This window comes from Adlercreutzia equolifaciens (assembly GCF_029076695.1).
Lineage (GTDB): Bacteria > Actinomycetota > Coriobacteriia > Coriobacteriales > Eggerthellaceae > Adlercreutzia > Adlercreutzia equolifaciens_A.
This window is the reverse complement of the sequence record NZ_JARFIK010000002.1, coordinates 200,594-220,068: the sequence shown is the minus strand read 5'-3', so window position 1 is coordinate 220,068 and position 19,475 is coordinate 200,594. Positions and strand designations below refer to the sequence as shown.

Genomic DNA, 19,475 nt, shown 5'->3' with positions numbered 1-19,475 from the left:
CCAGCGGCTCGCCGGCGTCGGCATTGATGTACATGCCCCAGTTGTCCAGCAGAGGCAGCCCGGTCTTCGGATCGCAGCGCACCCAGCGGTCCTGGTTGTTGGTCATGTCGTTGTTCAGCATCATGACGCACTCGCCGTCGGCATTGACAGGGTTGCCGTACTGGTTGAGTAGCTCGACCTTGACCTCGTTGATGCCCGGATCGTCCTCTTCCAGATCGTAGTCCAGATCCTTCAGGGCGCTTACCTTGTTGCCCTTGCCGTCGTCCATGACGGAGTTGTCAAAGTACTCCAGGCCGCCGTCCTCGTCGTAGAGGGCACCGCGAATGAGCTTACGGCCGTTGGCCGAGGTCTGATAGCCCTCCTCGCCCAGCTTGGTATCGTCCAGCTTGCCGTTCCAGTTGGTATCCAGGTACACGTAGTCGCCCAAATAGCCGCGATTGTCCGGCGCGTCGATGAACACGCCGGCGCGGGCGTTCTCGGTCAGCGGTGCCACGGCATAGGGACTCTCGTCCAAGCGGTGCATGAAGGTGTTCCACTGCACCGTCTTGAACATCTGCTCAGCGCGCACCACGCGGCGCTCGGCCAGCTCGCGCTCGGCCGGCGTCATGGCGGCGTACTCCTCGGCGGTGGGGGTACGCATGAGGTCCACATCCGGGTCGCCGGTCTTCGTGCCCAGGAACTTGGGCAGGTTGAGCGGCGCGTCCAGGTTGTAGGTCAGGCGCATGTAGCCACGGCACTTCACATAGATGTCCGGCTTCACCGTCACCCAGATGGCGCGCAGGGCGCGGGTGAGCTCTTCCTTCTTCTCGGGGTGCGACGCCACGTAGGCCTTCAGGTCGGCCAGGCGGACGAAGTTGTACTCCTCCATCTTGGCAGCGTCGTCTTTGATGTCGTCGATGAGCACGGTGCGCTCATCATCCTGGCTGTCGATGACGTTCCAGTTCTCGTCGTAGATCTCGAAGGAGTCGTACTTGTACAGCCACAGCAGATCGTCCTCGGTCAGCGCCTCGATGTGCGGCGAGCCGTTCTGGACGGTGCGCTTGAACGGGCCCACCCACACGGTGACGTCCTTGCCGTCCACCATCTCCTTGGGCACGTTGTTCGCACTCGAACCGTCGTAGTCGGTCACCACGATGGAGTCCAGGTCGGTCAAGCGGCCGGCCCACATGGACTCGCGCTCGGCAGGCTGCGGTTCGCGCTGGTCGCCCTCGGGCGGATTGGAGTTCACTGCCGCCGCGTCGCCGTAGAACGGCAGGATGTCGTAGAACACCACGTTCTTGAAGTACTCGGCGCGCGTGGCCTCGGTGGTGGGATTGAGCGGGTTGCGCAGCGTGGCGGTGTAGCTGTAGCTGGAGCCCTCGGGCACGGCGGCGGCACCGTTGATGTCGCGCATGGCCTGGGTTTCCAGCGTGGAGCCGGACACCTTGGTCTGGTTCACGGCCGCCGAGCCGGCAAACTCCAGCGGAGCCAGGGACATGAGCAGGTGCAGCTGGTCGGTCTGGCCGTCCAGGTTCGCGTCGCGGGTATCGGACTCGCGGGCGCGGCGCACGCCGTCCTCGGTCTCGTTGGGCAGGTAGCCGTTGTAGTTGCCCGGCTTGTAGCCGTAGCCGTAGGTGGACAGCAGCTGCGTGGGCAGCGTGTCGTCGAACTGGCTGTCCAGGGGCACCAAAAGCTCGATGACCATGGACTCGCCCGGATACAGAATGCCGCGGGTGATGGCGTTGTTGTTGTCCTTGGCGCCGGTGAAGTGCCAGCTCATGAACTTACGGTCGAACTTCAGCTCCTCGTCGGCCGAGCCCATCTTGTCCTCGGCGGTCACGTCGGCGTCCTCGGTGTTGATATAGGGGTTCAGCAGCTGGGGCACGGTCATGCCCTGGCGCTCGCTCTTCTGCTGCGGCTGCAGGTAGTCGTCCGAATCGGCCACATAGTAGGTCCAGATGGGCGTCTTGTTGTTGATGTTGGCGGCCGGCACGGTACGACCCGTGACAGGGTTAATGGACGTGGTGGTCTTATAGCCCCAGTCGAAATAGGCGTACTCTTCGCTGCCCGAGGCAATGCTGCTGGTCAGCGTATCGTAGTCCACATAGGTGAACGGCTTGTGCTCCAAATCGCCCGTCGCCACGGTATTCAGCAGGCTCTTCGCCGAGCCCAGGCCCTCGATGTAGGCCAGCATCGTGGAGATCTGCGGGTTGGTGCACACATCCTCCTCGTAGCCGGAGTAGTTGTTGGCGGCCATCTGCTCGGTGGACAGGTTCGACAGGATGATCTTGTAGCGCATCATCAGCGAGCTGGCACGGTTGATGGTCTTCTGGTTCTCCTCCCAGCTGAAGCCCGAGGTGCCGGCACCGGAGAAGTAGCCCGACACAATCTCGAGCGAGAGCACGGGCTCCTCGTCGGTACGGTAGAAGCCGGCACGGTCGCGCTGGTAGGCCACGAACTTCGTGTCGTCGTAGCGCGGCGTGGCGCTGACGAAGTGGTTGATATGGACGTTGTTGGCCTCTTCCTTGCGGATGGTCTTCTCCAGCTCGGCCCACTTCTCGTCGTCGGGGTTGGCCGAGGCCTGGCCCATGGTGGGCTCGGTGACCACCGTGGTGTTGAAGCGCAGCATGGGCGCGTTGTTCGTCACCGAGGCGGGCACCGAGTAGCCGGTCTCCAGAATGTAGTTGCCCTTGGAGTCCTTGGCCACCGTGCCGTCCGGGTTGAGGGACAGCTGCCAGCCCACGTTCATGCGGCGCGGATCGATCTCGTCGGGCTCCTGGATGCCCTGGGTCTCGGGCACGGCCGGATCGTCGGCCAGGGCGTCCACGTTCAGGCGGAAGCCGTGGGGCACGGGCACATCGTAGGACAGGCGGTCGTCGTTGGCATCGTAGGTGCCGTCGGCCTGGGGCTCCACGGCCTTGATGACCCAGCGAATCTGACGCACCTCGTAGCCCGGGTAGCTGTTCAGGAACGAACGGGCCTGAATGGTCACGTTCTCCTTGTCGGCCACGGCGTAGCCGTTCATGTCGCCGATCGGAATCCAGTGGGCCGTCGAGGCGTCGGCGGTGTTGTAGTCGGTGGAGTCGCCGAACCAGTCGGTGTCGTCCTCGCCGTAGAAGTAGTCGCGGTCGGCATCGGTGCCGGACAGGGCGAAGTTCTCATGGTCGGCGTACTCCGAGCCGTTCTGCTCGTCGTAGCCGTTGCCGTAGGAGGACGTGTCGTCGCTGGCAATGCGCGCGTACATGAACACGCGCAGCTTCGACTCGATCTGGTTGGCCTCGCTGTCGCCATCGGCGGTGCGCGTGGCCTTGAAGTCGGCGGCCAGGACGCCCTCGGCATCCACCACGTTGCCGAAGCTGTCGAGGTGGTAGACCGCATCGGTGGGCGCGCCGGTGTCGTCCTTCGGACCCCCGCCGGCCACGGTGTAGGTGCCGTCCTCATCGAACTCGATGGGGACGCCCTTGTAGGTATAGGTGGTGGTGTACGACGAGCCGGGCACTTCCCACACGCCGGTGGACACCTGGTCGAGCACCGAGGCCAGACGGGCCACGCGCTCGGTCTCGCTCTCGAAGGGAGCATCGTAGACCGAGGTCTTCTTCGTAGCCCAGAACGGCACCTGCCAGTCCACCACGAAGCTGTTCACGGCACCGCCGGTGTTCACCGCCTCGGTGATATAGAGGTCGTTCTGGCCCTTGTAGGAAGCATCCTCGCCCGCCTCGACGCCCATGTCGCCGTTGACGAAGCCCTCGCGGTTCTTGGCCGTGTCGGCGCGCACCACCGCCGAGGGCTTGCGCAGGCGGAAGGAGCCGGAGTCGGCATAGACGAACAGATCGTCGTACACCTCGTCGCAATCGTAGTCGGTCACGCTAGTGGCCGTCTTGCCGTCCTCGGCCGTCAGACCCTCGCGGTAGATGCGGGACATGGACTGGTTCTTGAAGCCCACGCCGGCGCGGTGGCTCTGATCCTTCTCGATCTTGCCCTTCCACGCCACGGTGGGCTCGGTGATGGTACCGGGGGCAAGGGCGTTGCCGTCCTCGTCCTTGCCGGCCTCCACCGTCTCGTCGTCGGGAATGACCGAGCCGTCGGTGTACAGATGGCGCCAGCCCACTTCCGAGCTGTTCTCGATCCAGCTCAGGTCGTTCTGGTGGGCCGTCACGTAGGCACGGGAGCCGTCGCCCGCCCAGGCGGCAATCTGGCGCAGCTGGTCGGCCACGTTGATCAGATTGATGAGCGAGCTGTCCGTGGTGTCGCCCACCGAGGTAGCCGCGTCGATCATGGACTCGTCAATGGCCGTGGCCTCGGGGCCCATGTTGTCGATGCGGGTGCGAATCTTCAGCGTGATGGAATCGCCGTAGCCGAAGTAGCCGTTGGGGCGCACGCCGGCATAGGTGGCGCGCACCAGGGAGTCGTAGGTCTGGTACTCCTCGTCGGTGGCGTCGTCGGGCGGCGCCAACTCGAAGACCACTACCTCGGAATCATGGGCATGGCTCTTGACCGCCTCGTCGCTGCGGGAGGCCAGGGTGTCCTCCGGGTCGTCCGGATCAGCCTTGGCGTAGTTCAGGTTGGCCGCATCCTGGGCGTCGGCGGCGAAGTGATTGTCGCCGTAGTCGGGCTGCGAGATGATCTTCACTTCCCAACCGCGCAGGATGAGGTCCTTCGGCGTCAAAAGCTCGGTCACAGCCTCGGTCTGGCCGCGGGGCACATAGGTGCGCTCCACGTAGAAGTTGTAATCGTTGTCCTGGTAGTCGCCAATCCAGCGGTAATGGTCGTCGCTGTCGGCCAGCTCCTTGTCGTCGGTCAGCAGCTCGCCGTCGAAGAAGGTCACCTGCGAGGGCAGATGCAGCGAGAACACCAGCTTGGCGTGCTTCAGGTCGCCCTTGCGCGCCTCGTCGTTGGTATCGGTGTGGTTGGTCACCGTCGCGGCGAACCAGGGGTTCTCGGAGTACTGCCAAGCCTCGGTCTCCTCGGTGGGAGCGAAGATGGTCTCGTGGGTCACCCAGTCGTTGAGCATGCCGAACACGTCGAGCACGTCGGCCTCGTACTGCCAGCCCAGCTCGGGCTCCAAGCGGAAGATACGACCGATGGACTGGGACTCGCGGGTGTCGGCAACATAGCCGCCCTCGTCATCGTAGGTGTAGACCACGGTGCTCTCGGCCACGCGGAAGGAGTCGCCGTTGGGCACCATGCTGTCGTAGGACTCGTCGGCCACGATCTTCAGCGTGCCGTCGATGGCATTGTACAGCTTGGTGGTATAGGCGGTGTAGATGCGTCCCGTAGCCGTACCGCCGGCCGTCAGAGGGCCGGTCGAGGTCTTGTAGGTACGGGTGATGCGCCACTCGGCCGCGCCCGTCTCCTCGTCATAGTACGTGACCGTCACCGTCACATCGCCCGTCGTCTGGTTGTCGGTGCGATGGGCCTCGCGCACCAGGGTACCCAAGGTAGTGGTGTCGGTGTCGGTGTACTCGTAGAGGTCGGTGGTTACCACCACGGCCTTGGTAGCCGTGTTCGTCTGGGTGGCCTCCGTCACCTCGATGAGCTTCTGGTTGTTGGTGGACAGCTTCTGGCGCTTGCGCGTGGCCGTGGTCACCCCGTTGCTGGTGGTAACCGTCGGCACCTGCACCGCGGTGATGATGGAGCCGTCGGTGTTGATGATCATGCCCTGGCTGGCGCCGGCGCCGGTATAGGAGGTGCCCGCATCGGTGGTGGGCACCTTCTCCTGGGACCACTGGTCTACCGGACGGTTGGTGGGGTTGGCCTCCACCTCGTAGGCCGCCTGCAGGGTGGGCTGGCGCACGCGCAGCTTAGTGGCGCTGTAGATGCCCTCGTCGCTATGAACCAGGCCCTCCACGGCCTCGCCCTCGCCGGCCGCCAGCACGCGGGCGCGGCTTACGAAGGGCTCGACGACCGACACCTCGGCCGTGGTGCCGTTCTCCACCTTGCCGTTGGTGCCCGCCATCGTATTGAGGTTCAGGGCCTTGGTGCTGGCAGCGGACAGGCCGTAACGGTGGAGAGTGTAGTCGCCCACCAGCAGGCCCTTGCCGGTCTTGACCAAGCCGGTCTCCGAGCCGCACAGAGGCAGCGGGCCGGAAAGACCCGTGCCGCCCAAAGAGGCCGTGCGCTGGGTGCCCTCCCCTTCCGTGTAGCGGCCGTTGAAGCCCACCAGGTAATTGGTAGGCACCGACTCAGAGGTAGCCGTACCGGAATTAATAGAGCTGTCGGCAATGAGCGTGCGAATGATATTGCGCGTCGAAGCCTTGTAATAGTAGCCCCCCGTCGAGGACCAGACTCGGGAGTAGCTGAGCCACGAGCTTGTCGTGGCATCGAGGCGCAGGTCGTTGCCGGCTGCCTTTTTGCCCTGGTAACCGTGGTAGGCGTTCTTGTAGCTGGTCTGGTTGGCGGTGGTGTTGTTGTAGTACTGGTCGTAGCGCTGGGAGTCGGCGTTCTGGGCCGGCGTGGGCTGCGCCAAGGAGCCGGCATAGAAGGGCGAAGCCACCGCCGTAGCCGCCGATCCCTGCTTTACCGTAACGTCCTCGTCGGTAAGGAACTTGTAGCCGGGCACCTTGGAGGTGACGTAGGTGCGGATGTTGTCGTAGGCGCGGTAGGACGCCTCGCCGTCGAGGCCCTTGGGCTCGTCGTAGGTGACGATGTTCAGCTTGAAGGTGGCCAGGCCGTTGTTCACAATGCTCGTCACCAGGTCGCGCTGCTCGTTGAAGCCGGTGGAGGTGGGCTCGAAGCGCACCACGTAGCGATACTCGTTAGCGCCCGTATCGGTGGACACCTGCTCGTAGGTGCTCGTCACCTTGAAGTTGGCCGCCTTCCACTCGTGGGACAGGTTGTCGTTCACCGAGTTCAAGGTGGTGTAGTCGGTTTCGTCCTCGGGCGTGACGGCGTTGCCGAGGTTGGTGTAGTTGGAGGCGTCGGCCCCCACCACCGAGGAGATGTCCCAATCCTGGGCGTCAATTTCCACGGTCTCGCCGTTGCCGCTGTAGGGGAACTGCGTGGTGCGGCTGTAGGGAGCCACGCCGTAGGGCAGCACCACCGTGACCACGGGGAGCACGAGCGTGCCCTTCTGGCCGCCGTCCACGCTGTAGTTGTTGGTGTACGCCGACGTGGCGTAAGCCGTATTCGGCTGAGTGGAGCGATAGCCCGAAGCGTAGCGGTACAGATAGCCGTAGGTGCTGCTGGAGGAATCGTAGTAGGTGTCATACCACGTATAGGGCTGATCGGCCAGCCAGTAGCGGTTCTCCACATGGATGTTCAGCTGGCGCGCCTCGGATTCGGTGTCCACGAAGTAGGTGATGTTATCGGCCTTCACGGCATCGGAGGTGCGCTCGTCGGAGGCGGTGTCCTCGTCCACGTTCTCCACGAACTTGCTCACCGTATTCCAGGTGCGCACGAAGGGCTTGCGCTGGATGGCATGGGTGCCCGTCTCGGCATAGAGCGTCACGCCGTTCTTCAGGCCGTCGTTGAAGTCGATCTGGGAGCCGTCGGTCACCCGTACGCCCATGGGAGCGAGCATCTGCTGCTCATCGGACAGCGCGCCCTCGCCGAAGACGGCGAGGTCGGTGACCACGGTGTTGTTGAGCACCGTCCAGCCCTTGACCGCCGGCATATTCGGCGAGCCGTAGAACTGACCGTACAGCGGCGCATGCACGCCGGTATGGCTGCGATTGATAAGCGTCCAGCTGTAGTCCATGCCATAGGGCTGCACGTTCTGGCGGCGGCTCGGCAGGGCGGCGTTGCCCTCATAGTTGTCCAGGTCGAAAATCTGATAGTAGGCGCTCGAGTTGAAGGGCTCCTTGTCGCCGACATAGGGCTCCGCCGGCTCGACGGGATCAGTGGGCTCGACGGGATCGATAGGCTCCGTCGGCTCGGTGGTCTCGCCCGAGCCCTCGCCCTCGCCGTTGTCGCCATCCTCACCGGTGCCGTCGCCCTCGTCGCTGCCGGCGTTGTCGCCCTTGTCGGCGTCCTCGCCGTCGCCTTCGGCGGCAGTCTCGTCGTCCTGGCCGTCGCCCTCGTCGCCCTCAGCCGCCACCGTCTCGTCGTCAGCCGATGCCGTGGCGATGCCGTCGTCGGCAGCCGGAGCGGCTTGCTCGGCGCGGCCCTCGGCCCTATCGATGCCGGCCTCGTTGTCCCACGGCGCGGTCAGCAGACGGTCGTACCACGTCTCGTCCTCGTTGTTGCCGAAGATATGGCTGCGCACGTCCACGCGGATCTTGTAACCGCCGTCGGTGTAGCAGTCGGTCAAGGACGACGGATCCGGGTCGGCGGCGTCGGTGGCGCTGTTGTCAATGGCGCGGCCGTACCACTTGCCCAGATCCTGCTTCACGGTAATCTTGAGCACCCACGGCTGCGAGCTGGTCACATACTGCTCGCCCACCATCTGGGCCGGATCGGCCGCAATGGCCCCATCGGCGTCGTAGCGCTCGGTGCCGAAGCTGCCCACGGTGGTATAGGTGGAGGTGGCCGGGTCGGCGGAGTAATCGATATCGGCCTTCATCACGTTGCCCGTGCGGTAGACGGCCGGGTCCTGGTTCTCCGCAGGCGCATCGTAGCCGTGGTAGTCGCCATAGGGCGTCTGCAGAATTTCCACCTGCACCTTGTCGGTGTCGATGGCCGCATAGGTCTCGTCCACATAGGGCGCGCCGTCGTTGGCGGCGGCGCCACGGCCGTTGCTGTAGCCGTTGACGGACTTCAGCAGTTCGGCAGAAAGGACTACCTGGCCCTCGTCGTCGAGCACCGGCTCCACGCCGCGAGGCATGACGTAGGTGAACTCGACGCCGTCGAGGTTGCGGTCGCCGTAGTTGTAGGCAGTCAAACGGCTCGTGTAGTCCTGGGCGTACTCAAGGGCCGCCTCGTACTGGCCGAATTCAATTTCCTTCTCAGTGAAGGCCCAGGTAGCCACGTTGTCGCCCAGACCGTTGCGGATGAGGGCGTAGCGTTTCAGGTAGTCCACGTAGTTCACGTCGGAGGCCGGGTAGGCCGTGAGCTTCGCCGCACTGCCCGACGATCCGGTGACCATCAGGTTGTTGCCGCTGTAGCGGCGGCCGGCCTGGTAGTCGTCGGCGCTGTTGGCGGCGCCGTAACGGGAATCGTAATCGGACACCATCTCGGAAGACGTGGCGAGCCACGCCTTCACCATGTGCACGCGGGTCTGCGACCAAACAAGCGGTGTGGCCGACACCGTGGTGGCAGACGCCGTGTTGGCAACGGCCACCGTGCGGCCCGCTTCAACCGTCGAGGCCACCACGGGCACGCCGGCCTCGGTGGTCTCGCCGGTCTCCTCGACATTCACGGCGTCGGCGAAACGGGAACCGGCCACGAACGTGAAGTAATCGCGGGTCCAGTAGCCCGAGCCCGTGGCGCCGCTGCTGGAGAGCGTCGTCTTGTTCAGCGTGACATAGGCATAGCGGTTCGGCAGCTTGGTCTTCAAATCGGTCAAGTTCACCAGACCGTACTTGCCGCTGTTGTCCGTCAGCAGATAGGTGACCTTCTGCTTGTTGTTGGCCGTACGCACATCGAAGTCCATCAGCTGGCCGTTGGAGCCCGAGGTGCCGTAGTCGTAGCTGTTGATCAGGCCGGCGGTGCTGGAGGTGCCTTCAGCGACAGCCCCGTTGGACTTGGTGTCGTTGGCGGTGCCGGGAATGAACGTCGCGGTGTTCTTCAGCATGTCGTAGGTATCCACATGCTTGGGCTTGTCGGCCGTGAAGGCCGCCTCGTGGATGAGGGAGTCCATGTCCATGACCACGTTCTGGGTGTAGACCCGGCTCGTGTCCTGGATGGGGCCGCTGCTCAACGTAAAGCCGGCCGAGCCCACGGACGGGCTCGTGAACATACCGCCGGCCACGCAGCTGGGATGGCCGCAGTGCAGGTGGTACACCGAGTGGTAGTACTCGCCGAAGCGCGGCAGATAGGCGGGCTTGAGGCCCGTGGTGTTCTTCGTACCGTCGGCGTTGGTGGCCACCGTGCTGGAAGCATCGAGGTCCTTGTACACCTGGGGCAGGTTCTCCTGAGCCGCACGCACCGGGAAGGCGATGGAGAGAGTGTCCCCCACTTCCATGCAGGTGCTATCGGCATCGGGACGATCCGTCGGGCGCAGAGCCGTGTTGTCGGCAATATCGGAGCCGGCGTTCAGCTCGTTCTTGGGCAGGAAGCGGCTCTCGGCCGGATCGAAGGCCGGACCGGCGCCCTCGGCGTCGCGGTAATCGGGATCGGACACCCACTCGATGCGGAACAGGCCGAAGCGCGTGTCGTTGCTGACTCCGCTTGCCGTCGGATCGATGTCGGTGTAGGTCTTGCCCCAGCTGTAGGTGCTGGTGCCGCCCAGGGTGCAGGGATTGTTCTCGCCGCCGTAGGTGCAGATGCCCAAGGCGTCGGAATCGTAGTTCATGGAACCGCCAAAGTCGGCCGCGGTCTGCTCGTAGACCTGGGTGACCTTCAGCTTCAAACCGCGCGTGCGGTCGGCGGTCACATCCTTGCCGTTGCGATCCTTCCACACCAGGTTGCCGTTGTTGATGGCCTCCTCCAAATAAGCGGCGGTAATCTCGGCGTTGTCGTCGCCGGTGTAGCCCGCGGCGCGGGCCGCCGTCTTCAGGTAGTCAAGGGGCAGACGCTCGTAGAACACGGCATCGTACAGCTCGCCCTCGCCGGCGGTGGTCTCGTTGGTGTGGGTGGCGTCGGTACGGTCGAGCAGGTTGTTCTTCAGCGTATCGCGATACCAGAACACCTCGCCGGCCACATAGGTGGTCTTCTGGGGCGCGTTCTCGTTGTAGGCGGACACCGCCTCGTCGCGGGTCTGGAACACCTGGGTCTGGAACTGGGTATTGGGACTGCGACGATACACCGTCAGGCTGTTGGAGCGGCTGGTGGGCACCGTGTAGCCATTGTCCTGCTTGGTCAGCCAGTTGCCCTGGTCGCCCGGCTGGGCGCTGGGGTCGTCGGCCGCCGGCTTCTCATGGTAGTAGTGCGTGTACCCCACGTCCATGGACACGCTGCCCGTCCAGTAGTCGGCGATGTCGGCCGTCGAGGCCAGGCTGCGCGTGTCGTTGAAGCGGCCCACGCCGTCCAGGGTGACGGCGTCAAGCTTGTAGGGAGTCAGGCCATCGGCCGTAGCGGGCACGTCGAAGTAGGTCCAGCGCATGGCCATGGCCTCGCGGAACAGGTTGATGTCGAGCACGCTTTCGGTGCCCTCCACCCGATGGCTGCGGCCGGTCATGAACGCGGTAAGCGCCTGGGCGTCCTGGTCCTCCTGGAACCACGCGCCCAGCAGCTGCTCGGTAGTGGCGTCCTCGACGTCTTCCTCGGCGGAGGCCACCGTCTTGGTGGCGCGCACCACACCCTCGGGCCACGCCGCCTCGGCCGCCTCCAAGGCGGCCAGGTCGGCTTCGCTTTCGCCGTTCAGGGGCACGTAGTACTCCACCTTCACGTTCTTGCGACCCGGGCTTACCAGCTCGCTCACCGACTCGTCGGGGTTCGACATGTTGAACGAGGAGGTGGGCACCATGCCCGTGGTGGTGTTATCCGGGATAGTGAGCTTCGTCTCGCCGTTGACCGTGGCCTTCGGATAGGCAATGTTGTGGCCGTAGAACTCGAAGACGCGACGGCCGTTGGGCACCTGGTTGACGGTGTCGAAGGAGTTGGTGAAGTTCACCGCCACCGTGATGTCATTGTTGTGCAGCGTGGGATTGGTCAGATTGCCAATGCTGATGCGGGCCGGGTTGCCGTCCTGGTTGGCCGTCGTGCCGCGCGTGGGCGAGCTGTTCGTCCACGCAATGGCAATGGTGGGATCATCGTAGTGGTAGGTATCCCAGCCCAGGGCACTGGTGGTGGTCATGCGCGACGCAGCCACCGCGGTCAGCTGGTTGTTGGCATCGCGGCCAAGCGGCGACGTGGCCAGCCAGCCCGCCTCCCCTACGGCCGGAACAGCGCCCGTGCCGTTGGTCAGCACGCCGTTCGCATCACGCTCGGGGTCAGCGGCCGCCGCACCCTGGGCGGTGCGGTTGGCCACCACGCTGTGCACATCGCGGGCCCGAGCGGCGGTGCCGTGGCTGTAGAAGGTCACCCGCGAGGCAATACGGGAGCCGTACTGCTTGCGGCCGGATAAGTCCGCCGTCAGGTTGTACTCGTGGAAGTAGTTGATGGTGGAGGAGCCGGCCAGGGCCTTGCCGTCGGCGCCGGCCGTATTGGCGTGCACCATGCCCTCGTCGCTCAAGTTCTTGTAGTTGTCGCCGGCACCGCTGCCTTCCACGCGATACTGAATGTAGCCGTGAAGCGGAGCCGAGGTGGTCACGAAGCTGGCGTGCACCTCGCGCGCCGACGCCACCGGCGTATCGCCGTCGGCGTTGAACAGACGGTTGGCCTGGCTGTTGTAGACGTCCGACTCGAACTCGTCGGTCATCTGGGTGATAACGCGAATATAGACGCCCTCGCCCGGGCCGATGAGCTGATGGGCCGAGCCCACGGAGAACAGCAGGGCGCGGTTCTCGTCGTAGTACTCCGGCGCGGCCGCCTCTTCGCTCTCGCCCGCGTCGGCCCCATCGTTCTCGTCGCCTGCTTCCTCGGTGCCCTCGCCTTCCGCCGCGTCCTCGGCGGCCTCGGCCAGGGCCTCGGCAGCCGCGTCGGGCGTGACCGTCACGACCTGGCGACGGCCGGTGGACCAACGGGTCATGTCGGTGGACTGGGGCACGTCGGCCAGCGACACGTTGCCGGCGCCGTCGAGCATCATAGCGGTTACCGTAGCGGCCTCGGCATCCTCCAGCAGGTTGCCCTCGTCGTCGTAGACGCCCAGGGCCGGGCCCCACTCGCTGCCCGTAGCCGCCGAGGTGGTGCCCACGGTGTTGAGCACCTTGCCGTCCTCGCGCACCACTTCCCAACCGACAATGCGCTGGCCCTTGTTCACGGTGAAGCGCGCGTCGGTGTGCTGCAGGGGCAGCTGGGAGGCGGCATTGGCGCCCACATAGAGCGTATACTCCAGGTAGTCGCCGGCGTACAGGGCGCCGTCGGGCACGTCGCTCACGGTTGCGGGCAGCTCGTAGCTGAACACATCGGTGACTCGCTGATCCTCGATGTCGTAGGCGAAGACGGTGTCCTTCTTGGTGGTATACGTGCCGGACGTGGTGGTCTGGCCGTCGTCGGAAACATAGCTTCCCGTGGCGGTGCCGTAGTTTACCGGCGTGGCCAGCTTGCGACCGCGCACCAGCGAGGTTTCCATGGTGCCGATCTTATGGGCCACGCGGTAGGCGGCCGTATCGTCCATGATGCCCTGGGGCGTGGCCTTGCCGGCCACGGTGGCGCCCTCGAGGTTCGGATCCTTGGAGGTAACCGACACCGTCAAACGATGGCGCGCGTCGGTGCCCAGGAACTCGTTGGACTGCTTGCCGAAGGTAGGCGTGGAATCGTAGTTCCAGTTGGCGCCGTTCTCCTTGGTCTCGTCATCGGGGGCCAGGATGTTGTCCGAGGACAGCGTGGCCGAGGCCACCGTGGCGGCCGCGAACTGCTCGGCCGGACGGTCGACGAAGGTGCCGTCGTACTTGAAGGCGTAGTTGAGGTTCGTATTCGTGACCTTCGTGCTCTGGCTGGAGCGCGTCAGATACTGACCGGAGTCGAGCAGCGTCTCCGGGTAGCGGCGATCGGCATTGGGGGCCACGTAGGACACCGAGAGGTTGGTAACGATAGCGCGAGCATAGGGCTCCTTGAAGCTGTCGGTCTCGCCGTATCCCTTGATGGTGTTGGTCTTGTCGATGGCCTGGTAGGTGCCGAAGGTAATGCCCTCGCCCGAGTTGCCCTCTTCGACCGTGCTCTCGTAATAGGTCTTCGAGCCGTCGTCCACCTCCACGGCATTGCGGAAGTAGCTCTCGAAGTCGATGATGTAGTCGCCGTCGGGGTCGGCCACGGGCATATGATCCTCGTCATAGACAATGTTGCCCAAGTCGTCCACCTGGTAGGGTCCGCTCACGCGGCCCTCGCTGACCAGCTGCTCCCAGGTGACGGTCTTCTTCTGCTGGGCGCCGGCGGCATCCACGTAGGTGAAGTCGATGGTGGTCACGCCGAACCAGGCGCCGTCGCACTCCAAGCACACCGGATGGCCCTCATCGCCCAAATCCCAGGCCCGAGCGTTGCCGTGGGCAGTGCAGGCCTCGGCGCGCACGAACTCCTCCTCGCCGGGAGCATAGTGCTCCGCCGTCTGAGACACGTAGATGGGACGTTCCGTGCCGTCGTCGGTCACCTGGTACTGGCCGGCCGCGTCAAGCTTGCGCTTGCCGGTGTAGGCCACATAAGTCTCCGTCTCCTCGTCGTAGACGAAGGGGCTCACCCGGTAGTCGAGGCAGGTGCCCGCCTCGTGGTGAGCGCAACCCTCCCCCTCGGCCAGATAGGCCGGCACGTAGAGGTTCTGCAGGCGGAACACCTTGCTGGCCGCCGTGGAGATGTTTTCGTCAAAAGCGCTTGTCAGCTTCACCGAATCCAGATGGGCGGCCCGACGGTTGGTCGACGAGGCATCGGCGCGGTTGCTGAAGCGCACCTCGTAGACGGCGCGGGTGGGCGTCAAGTTGTCGTCGGACACGCCGTTGCCGTAATCGTAGATGTACTTCACATCCGTATAGGTGTTGCGCGCGGTGGTGCTCGAGGTCGAGCTGGTGGTATAGCCGGGAATATAGCCGTAGGTGTTCGTATCGGTGGTGTAATAGGTGCGGTAGAACTCGCTGGCCGTGTTGTAGGAGTTGGCGGTCTTGGCACCGTTGTTCTCGGTCTGAATGGCGGCGTTGTAGCCGTAGGTTACCTTGTAGCCGGTCATCCACGCCGTATCGGTGCCCGACTCGCGGGGCACCCAGCGATAGGCGCTCGACGAGGTGGAGTTGAACTCCTTGCGGGTGCCGTTGGTAATGTAGTAGCTCGTTGCGTAATAGGTGGACTTGTCCGAGGAGCCCAGCAGGGTGGCGGGCGCATAGAAGTGCGCCCGGGTCACGGAGGCCTTGTTCAGGGCCGCGTCGCGATAGTCCTGGCTGGTGTTCAGCGGGTTCTGCTGGCCCTTGTAGATATAGGGACGGCCCAGCAGCGCGAAGTCGGACACATTGGCGCCCGAGCCGGCATCGCCGTCATAGGCGCGGGCCGTCTCGGCCGTGGCGTCGGCGTCGCCGCCGTAGGGACCCAGATCCAACGTGTAGGCCGTGACGAACTCGTTGTCGGCCAGGTCGATGATAAGCGGCTCATGGTCGGTGTTGCCCGCCGTCTCCTGGGTAAAGGAGTTGGTGGCCACCGAGTACTTCTGATACTCGGGCGCGTTGTTCCACAGCGTGTAATCGGCGAAATCCGGCGTGGCATCGGCCATGCGCTTGAACCAGATCACGGCGTCGCCCTCGTTGTTGAGGCCCTTGGTGAACAGCCAAGCCAAGCCTTGATCGGAAATTTTCACCTCGGTGCCGTCGGCGGCCACCTGATAGGTGCCGTCCTCGCGAATGCGCAGGGTACGGTCATGGTCCTCCTGGCGCTTGTAGCCGCTGGCACTGGTAAGGCTCTCCGTCCAAGCCTGGGTGGTCAAGGTGATGTACACCTTGTCGAAGTTGCTGGCACGCTCGGCCTTGGCGTAATTGGTCACCGGGTTCAGGTGCATCCAGATATTCGAGTTATAGTTGGCGCGCGTGCCCTCCTCCACGGCGGTCACGTCGCCCTTGAAGAACTTGAGGCCCGTGCCCAGGAAGCCGAAATAGTCATAGGAGGCGTCGGGCTGGATGACCGGCATGGTATCGCTTACCCGCAGATTGTCGGCGGCCGTAATGTAGTTGCCCCAGGACTTGTAATCGTGATCGGTGTAGCCCGTGGAGTTCCAGCCGGCCGGCCAACGGTACAACGACAGGTAGTAGGCCTCGTCGGCCGCGTATTCGCGGCGGTCCGAGTTGTTGGCGGTGTCCATGCTGTTGCCTTGGACGCCCAAGGAGCCATCGTTGCGCTTGATGGAGGTGCGCAGGTAGTTGCGGCTATCGTACACGCTGAAGGTCACCGAGGTGCGCAGGTGGCGCATCTTGCCCTCGTCAAAGGTGTAGTAATGGTAGTGATGGCCGCGCCAGCCGTAATAGTACGAATAGTAGCGGTTGTTGTGGCAGGCACCGGTGCGGTGGTAGTTCGTATAGGAGAACGAGCCGCGGGCGTCGTCCACCGACCCGTCGGCACGCTGGCTGGGCGAGTCGTAGCGCTGGGCCGCGGCATGCACGTAGTTGCTGCCGGAGTAGGCACCGCCCACGGTCATTTCCACCTCAGTGGTGGCCGTCACGTTGCTGGCCGTGGTATCGGAACCCGGCGCCTTGGTGAAGCGGCCCGTCACCTCGAAGGACATGATGTCGACCCAGGTGTTGCTGGCGGTCAGGTTGTCGGGAATCCACTGGCCGTAGTCGGGCAGCAGCGAATTGCCGTCGCCGTCCGAGGTGCCCTGGTTGACGGTCACGTCATAGACGATGGAGGTCACGTAGTCGATGGATGTGTTCTCGTCGTACATCTCGAAGGTGTCGCGGTAGGCCTCGCCCTGGTTGGCGGCCGAGGGCACGCCGAACGAGGGCACGTGGGTATCGCCGTCCATCTTCAGCAGGTTCAGACGGAAGTAGTAGTTGCCATCGGAATCGAGCTGCACCGAGGTGCCCGTCGCCTCGCCGTCAAGGCCGGTGCGGTCGGTGTTCAGGCTCTCGTAGTACTGCTGGCGAATCTCACGGCCGCTCACTTCCATGCTCTGACCGCTGCGGTAGTTCACCGTCACGCTGTTCAGGTACGGCAGAGCCTGCTGCTTGATCTTCACATAGTAGGCATCGAAGCCATCGCCCTGCAGCGTCTGCACCAGGCGCAGGTTCGCGCCGGTGTTATAGGTCAGAGAGCCCACGGAGTCGTAGTGCGGGTTGCCGCTCTGCGACTCGGTGGCCACCGACGTGGACGTGGGATCGTACACGTAGCGGATGTTGCCCGTGGTGTTGTTGTCCTTGCTGCCGTACATATGGTGGGTGGTCTGGTTGTGGTAGTCCCAGCCGCCGTCCATGATGCAGCGGTTGTACCAGTAGCCGGAGTTGCCCTGCTGCATGTAGGACGTGTCCTCGGGGGCCACCGGGGTTACCGTGGCATAGCCGGCGCCGGTGCCGCCGCTGACGCCCACGCCGCCGGGGTTGGGCGTAGTGTCTACCTGGCGGAAGTCCACCAGGAACGAACCTTGGGCCTTGTAGCCAATGGCCAGCGTACCCGTGCCCTCGGTGCCCGATGAGCCCCAGCAGCCGGAATGGCCGGCATGATGGGAATCGTTGGAGCCGCTCGTGTAATGGGTAAAGCGGTTGCCCGCCTTCTCGCCCCGCAGCGGCAGCCACTCCGAGAAGTAGTCCTCCAGATCCACGTTGCCGTCATCGTCCACCTCGGGCAAGGACAAATCGCCGCCCGTGGTGGCAGCGCCCGTGGAGATGGTCAGGCGCACGTTCTTCAGGGCCAGATCCACCTCATCGCCCACAATAACGTTGTCGTCGGCATCCACCACGCCGACGCAGGCCACCCGGCCCTCGGCCACAGTCTCGCTCGACTCGCGGATGACGTCCACGTCCACCACATAGCCGGCCTTGGTCAGTTTCTGGGTGGCCTCTTCCACGGTCAGTCCCACGCAGCCGTTGAACAGCTCGGCGCGAATGGACTGGGGCGTCTTGCCCGAGCACACCGTTACCACCAGGGTACCGCTGGCCTTGCCCGTCTCGGGATCGGGGGCAACGAAAGCACCGTCGCGCTCGATGGAGATGATGGCGCCCACGGTGGCCGTATCGTCTTCGGCCTGCTTGACCTCGAGGGTGTAGCCCAGCTCCTCCAGGTACTCCTTAGCCGACGGCGCGCCCTCCTCCGCTGCGGTCTCGAAGGGCTTGCCCACCAAGTTCGCCAGCAGCGTCCTCTCCTGGCCCAAGGGCGTGGGGCCCGTGCTCACCACAATGCGCACGGGAATGCGCGTCACCGGCTTGGTCACCGGCGTCTCGATATCGGGCAGCTGCTCGCCCTCCGGATCGTCCGGATCCACCGGGCCGCCCGGCGTGGTGATGACCTCGCCCGTGGGCACGTCCTCGGTGTAGGGCTCGCCGGCTCGCTCGATGCGGATGATCTCGCCGGCCTTGAAGATATCGCTCTGCTCTTCCTTCACTTCCGCAATGGCGTAGCCGGCCTCAGCGGCGGTCAGCGCCGCCTTGGCCTCCTCCAGGGCCATCTTCTCGAAGGCCTCGAACTCGCCGACGGGACGCTCGCCCAGAGACACCACGATGGTCACGGGGGTCACGGGCTCCTTCGTATCGGGATCGGTAACCGCCGTGCCCTTCTCGAAGCGCAGCACCGTGCCCTCGGGGCTCGAGCTGTACTCGCCCACCGACTCCTCGGCCACGCGGTAATCGTCCATGGCAGCCAGGGCCTCGCGGGCCTCGGCCTCGGTCTTGCCCACCAGCTGAGCCAGCGGGTCGACCGTCTCCTGCTCGCTGGTCTTGCCCAGCGAGACAACCACATGCACCACGGCATAGGTGGTATCGGTAGACTGCTGCACCAGCTCCACCGAGATCACGTTGCCCTTGGGCACCGCCGTGGAGGTCACCTCGCCGGTTACCTCGTCGGTCTCGTCGTCGCTGATGCGGTACTCCGCGTCGATAAGGTACTCATCGTTGCGCAGCAGCCATTTGGCCGTGGCCTTCTCGGCAGCCGTGGCGCCCTCCAGCACGCTGTCGGCCACCCAGTAGGTGATGCCGCCGGCCTCGGGGTCGCTCGACTCGGTCGGCACCAGGAAGGCGCGGTCGTAGCCGTCGTCGCTCTTCACGTACAGCTGTGCCACCGCCACGTTGATGGTGGAGGAACCACTGGCGCGCAGAGTGGGCACGTACTTGCTCAGGTCGGCCGCCGCCACAGCCGTGTATCCGTCGGCGCCGGCCTCCTCGTCGATGTCCTTCTCGTTGAAGGTGTAGAACTGCACGCCGCTGGCCAGGGCGTCGGTCTTCAGTTCGAACTTGACGTAGTTACCGTCTTTGGTCTTCTTGTTGATGGTATCGATGACGTTGGCATTCACGTCCTCGTCGGACAGGTCGGGAATGGCCTGGCCGCTGGTAACGTCGGCATAGGCCGCGCGGGACACGGCGTCGTAGTACATCTTCGAAATGAAGATGAGGGACTTGTCCACACGGTTGACCGTGTAGTTGTCCGCCGAGAGCAGCACGTCGCCGTTCTTTGCCGCCGTGCCGCTGACGAACAGGGGCAGATCAAGCGGCAGCTCGCGGAAGCCCTCGATATGCACCGAGGTGGTAGCGGTGACGGTGCGCTGGGTCTCGAAGTTGGAGTCCTGGTAGCCCTGGACGATCACCTGCTGATTGGCGTAGTCCACGGCGTCCTCGGCCATGTCCTTCCACGAGTACAGCTCGAAGGCCGTGGGCACCTCGATGCCCATGGCGTACACCTGCTGCTCGGTCAGGAAGAAATCGTCGCTGTCGTTGAGCGGGAAGGTGTCGCCCACCTGGTAGGTGGCC

Annotated in this window: 1 protein-coding gene (cut by both window edges); it reads right to left on the bottom strand. The window is 64.4% G+C overall.

The whole window is internal to a PASTA domain-containing protein gene (locus PZH32_RS06875; RefSeq protein ID WP_275207134.1) on the bottom strand: the coding sequence, 61,380 nt in all, runs 24,785 nt past the left edge and 17,120 nt past the right edge, and what appears here is coding positions 17,121-36,595 — codons 5,707 (partial) to 12,199 (partial); reading right to left, the first codon wholly in view occupies window positions 19,472-19,474. Both the start codon and the stop codon lie outside the window.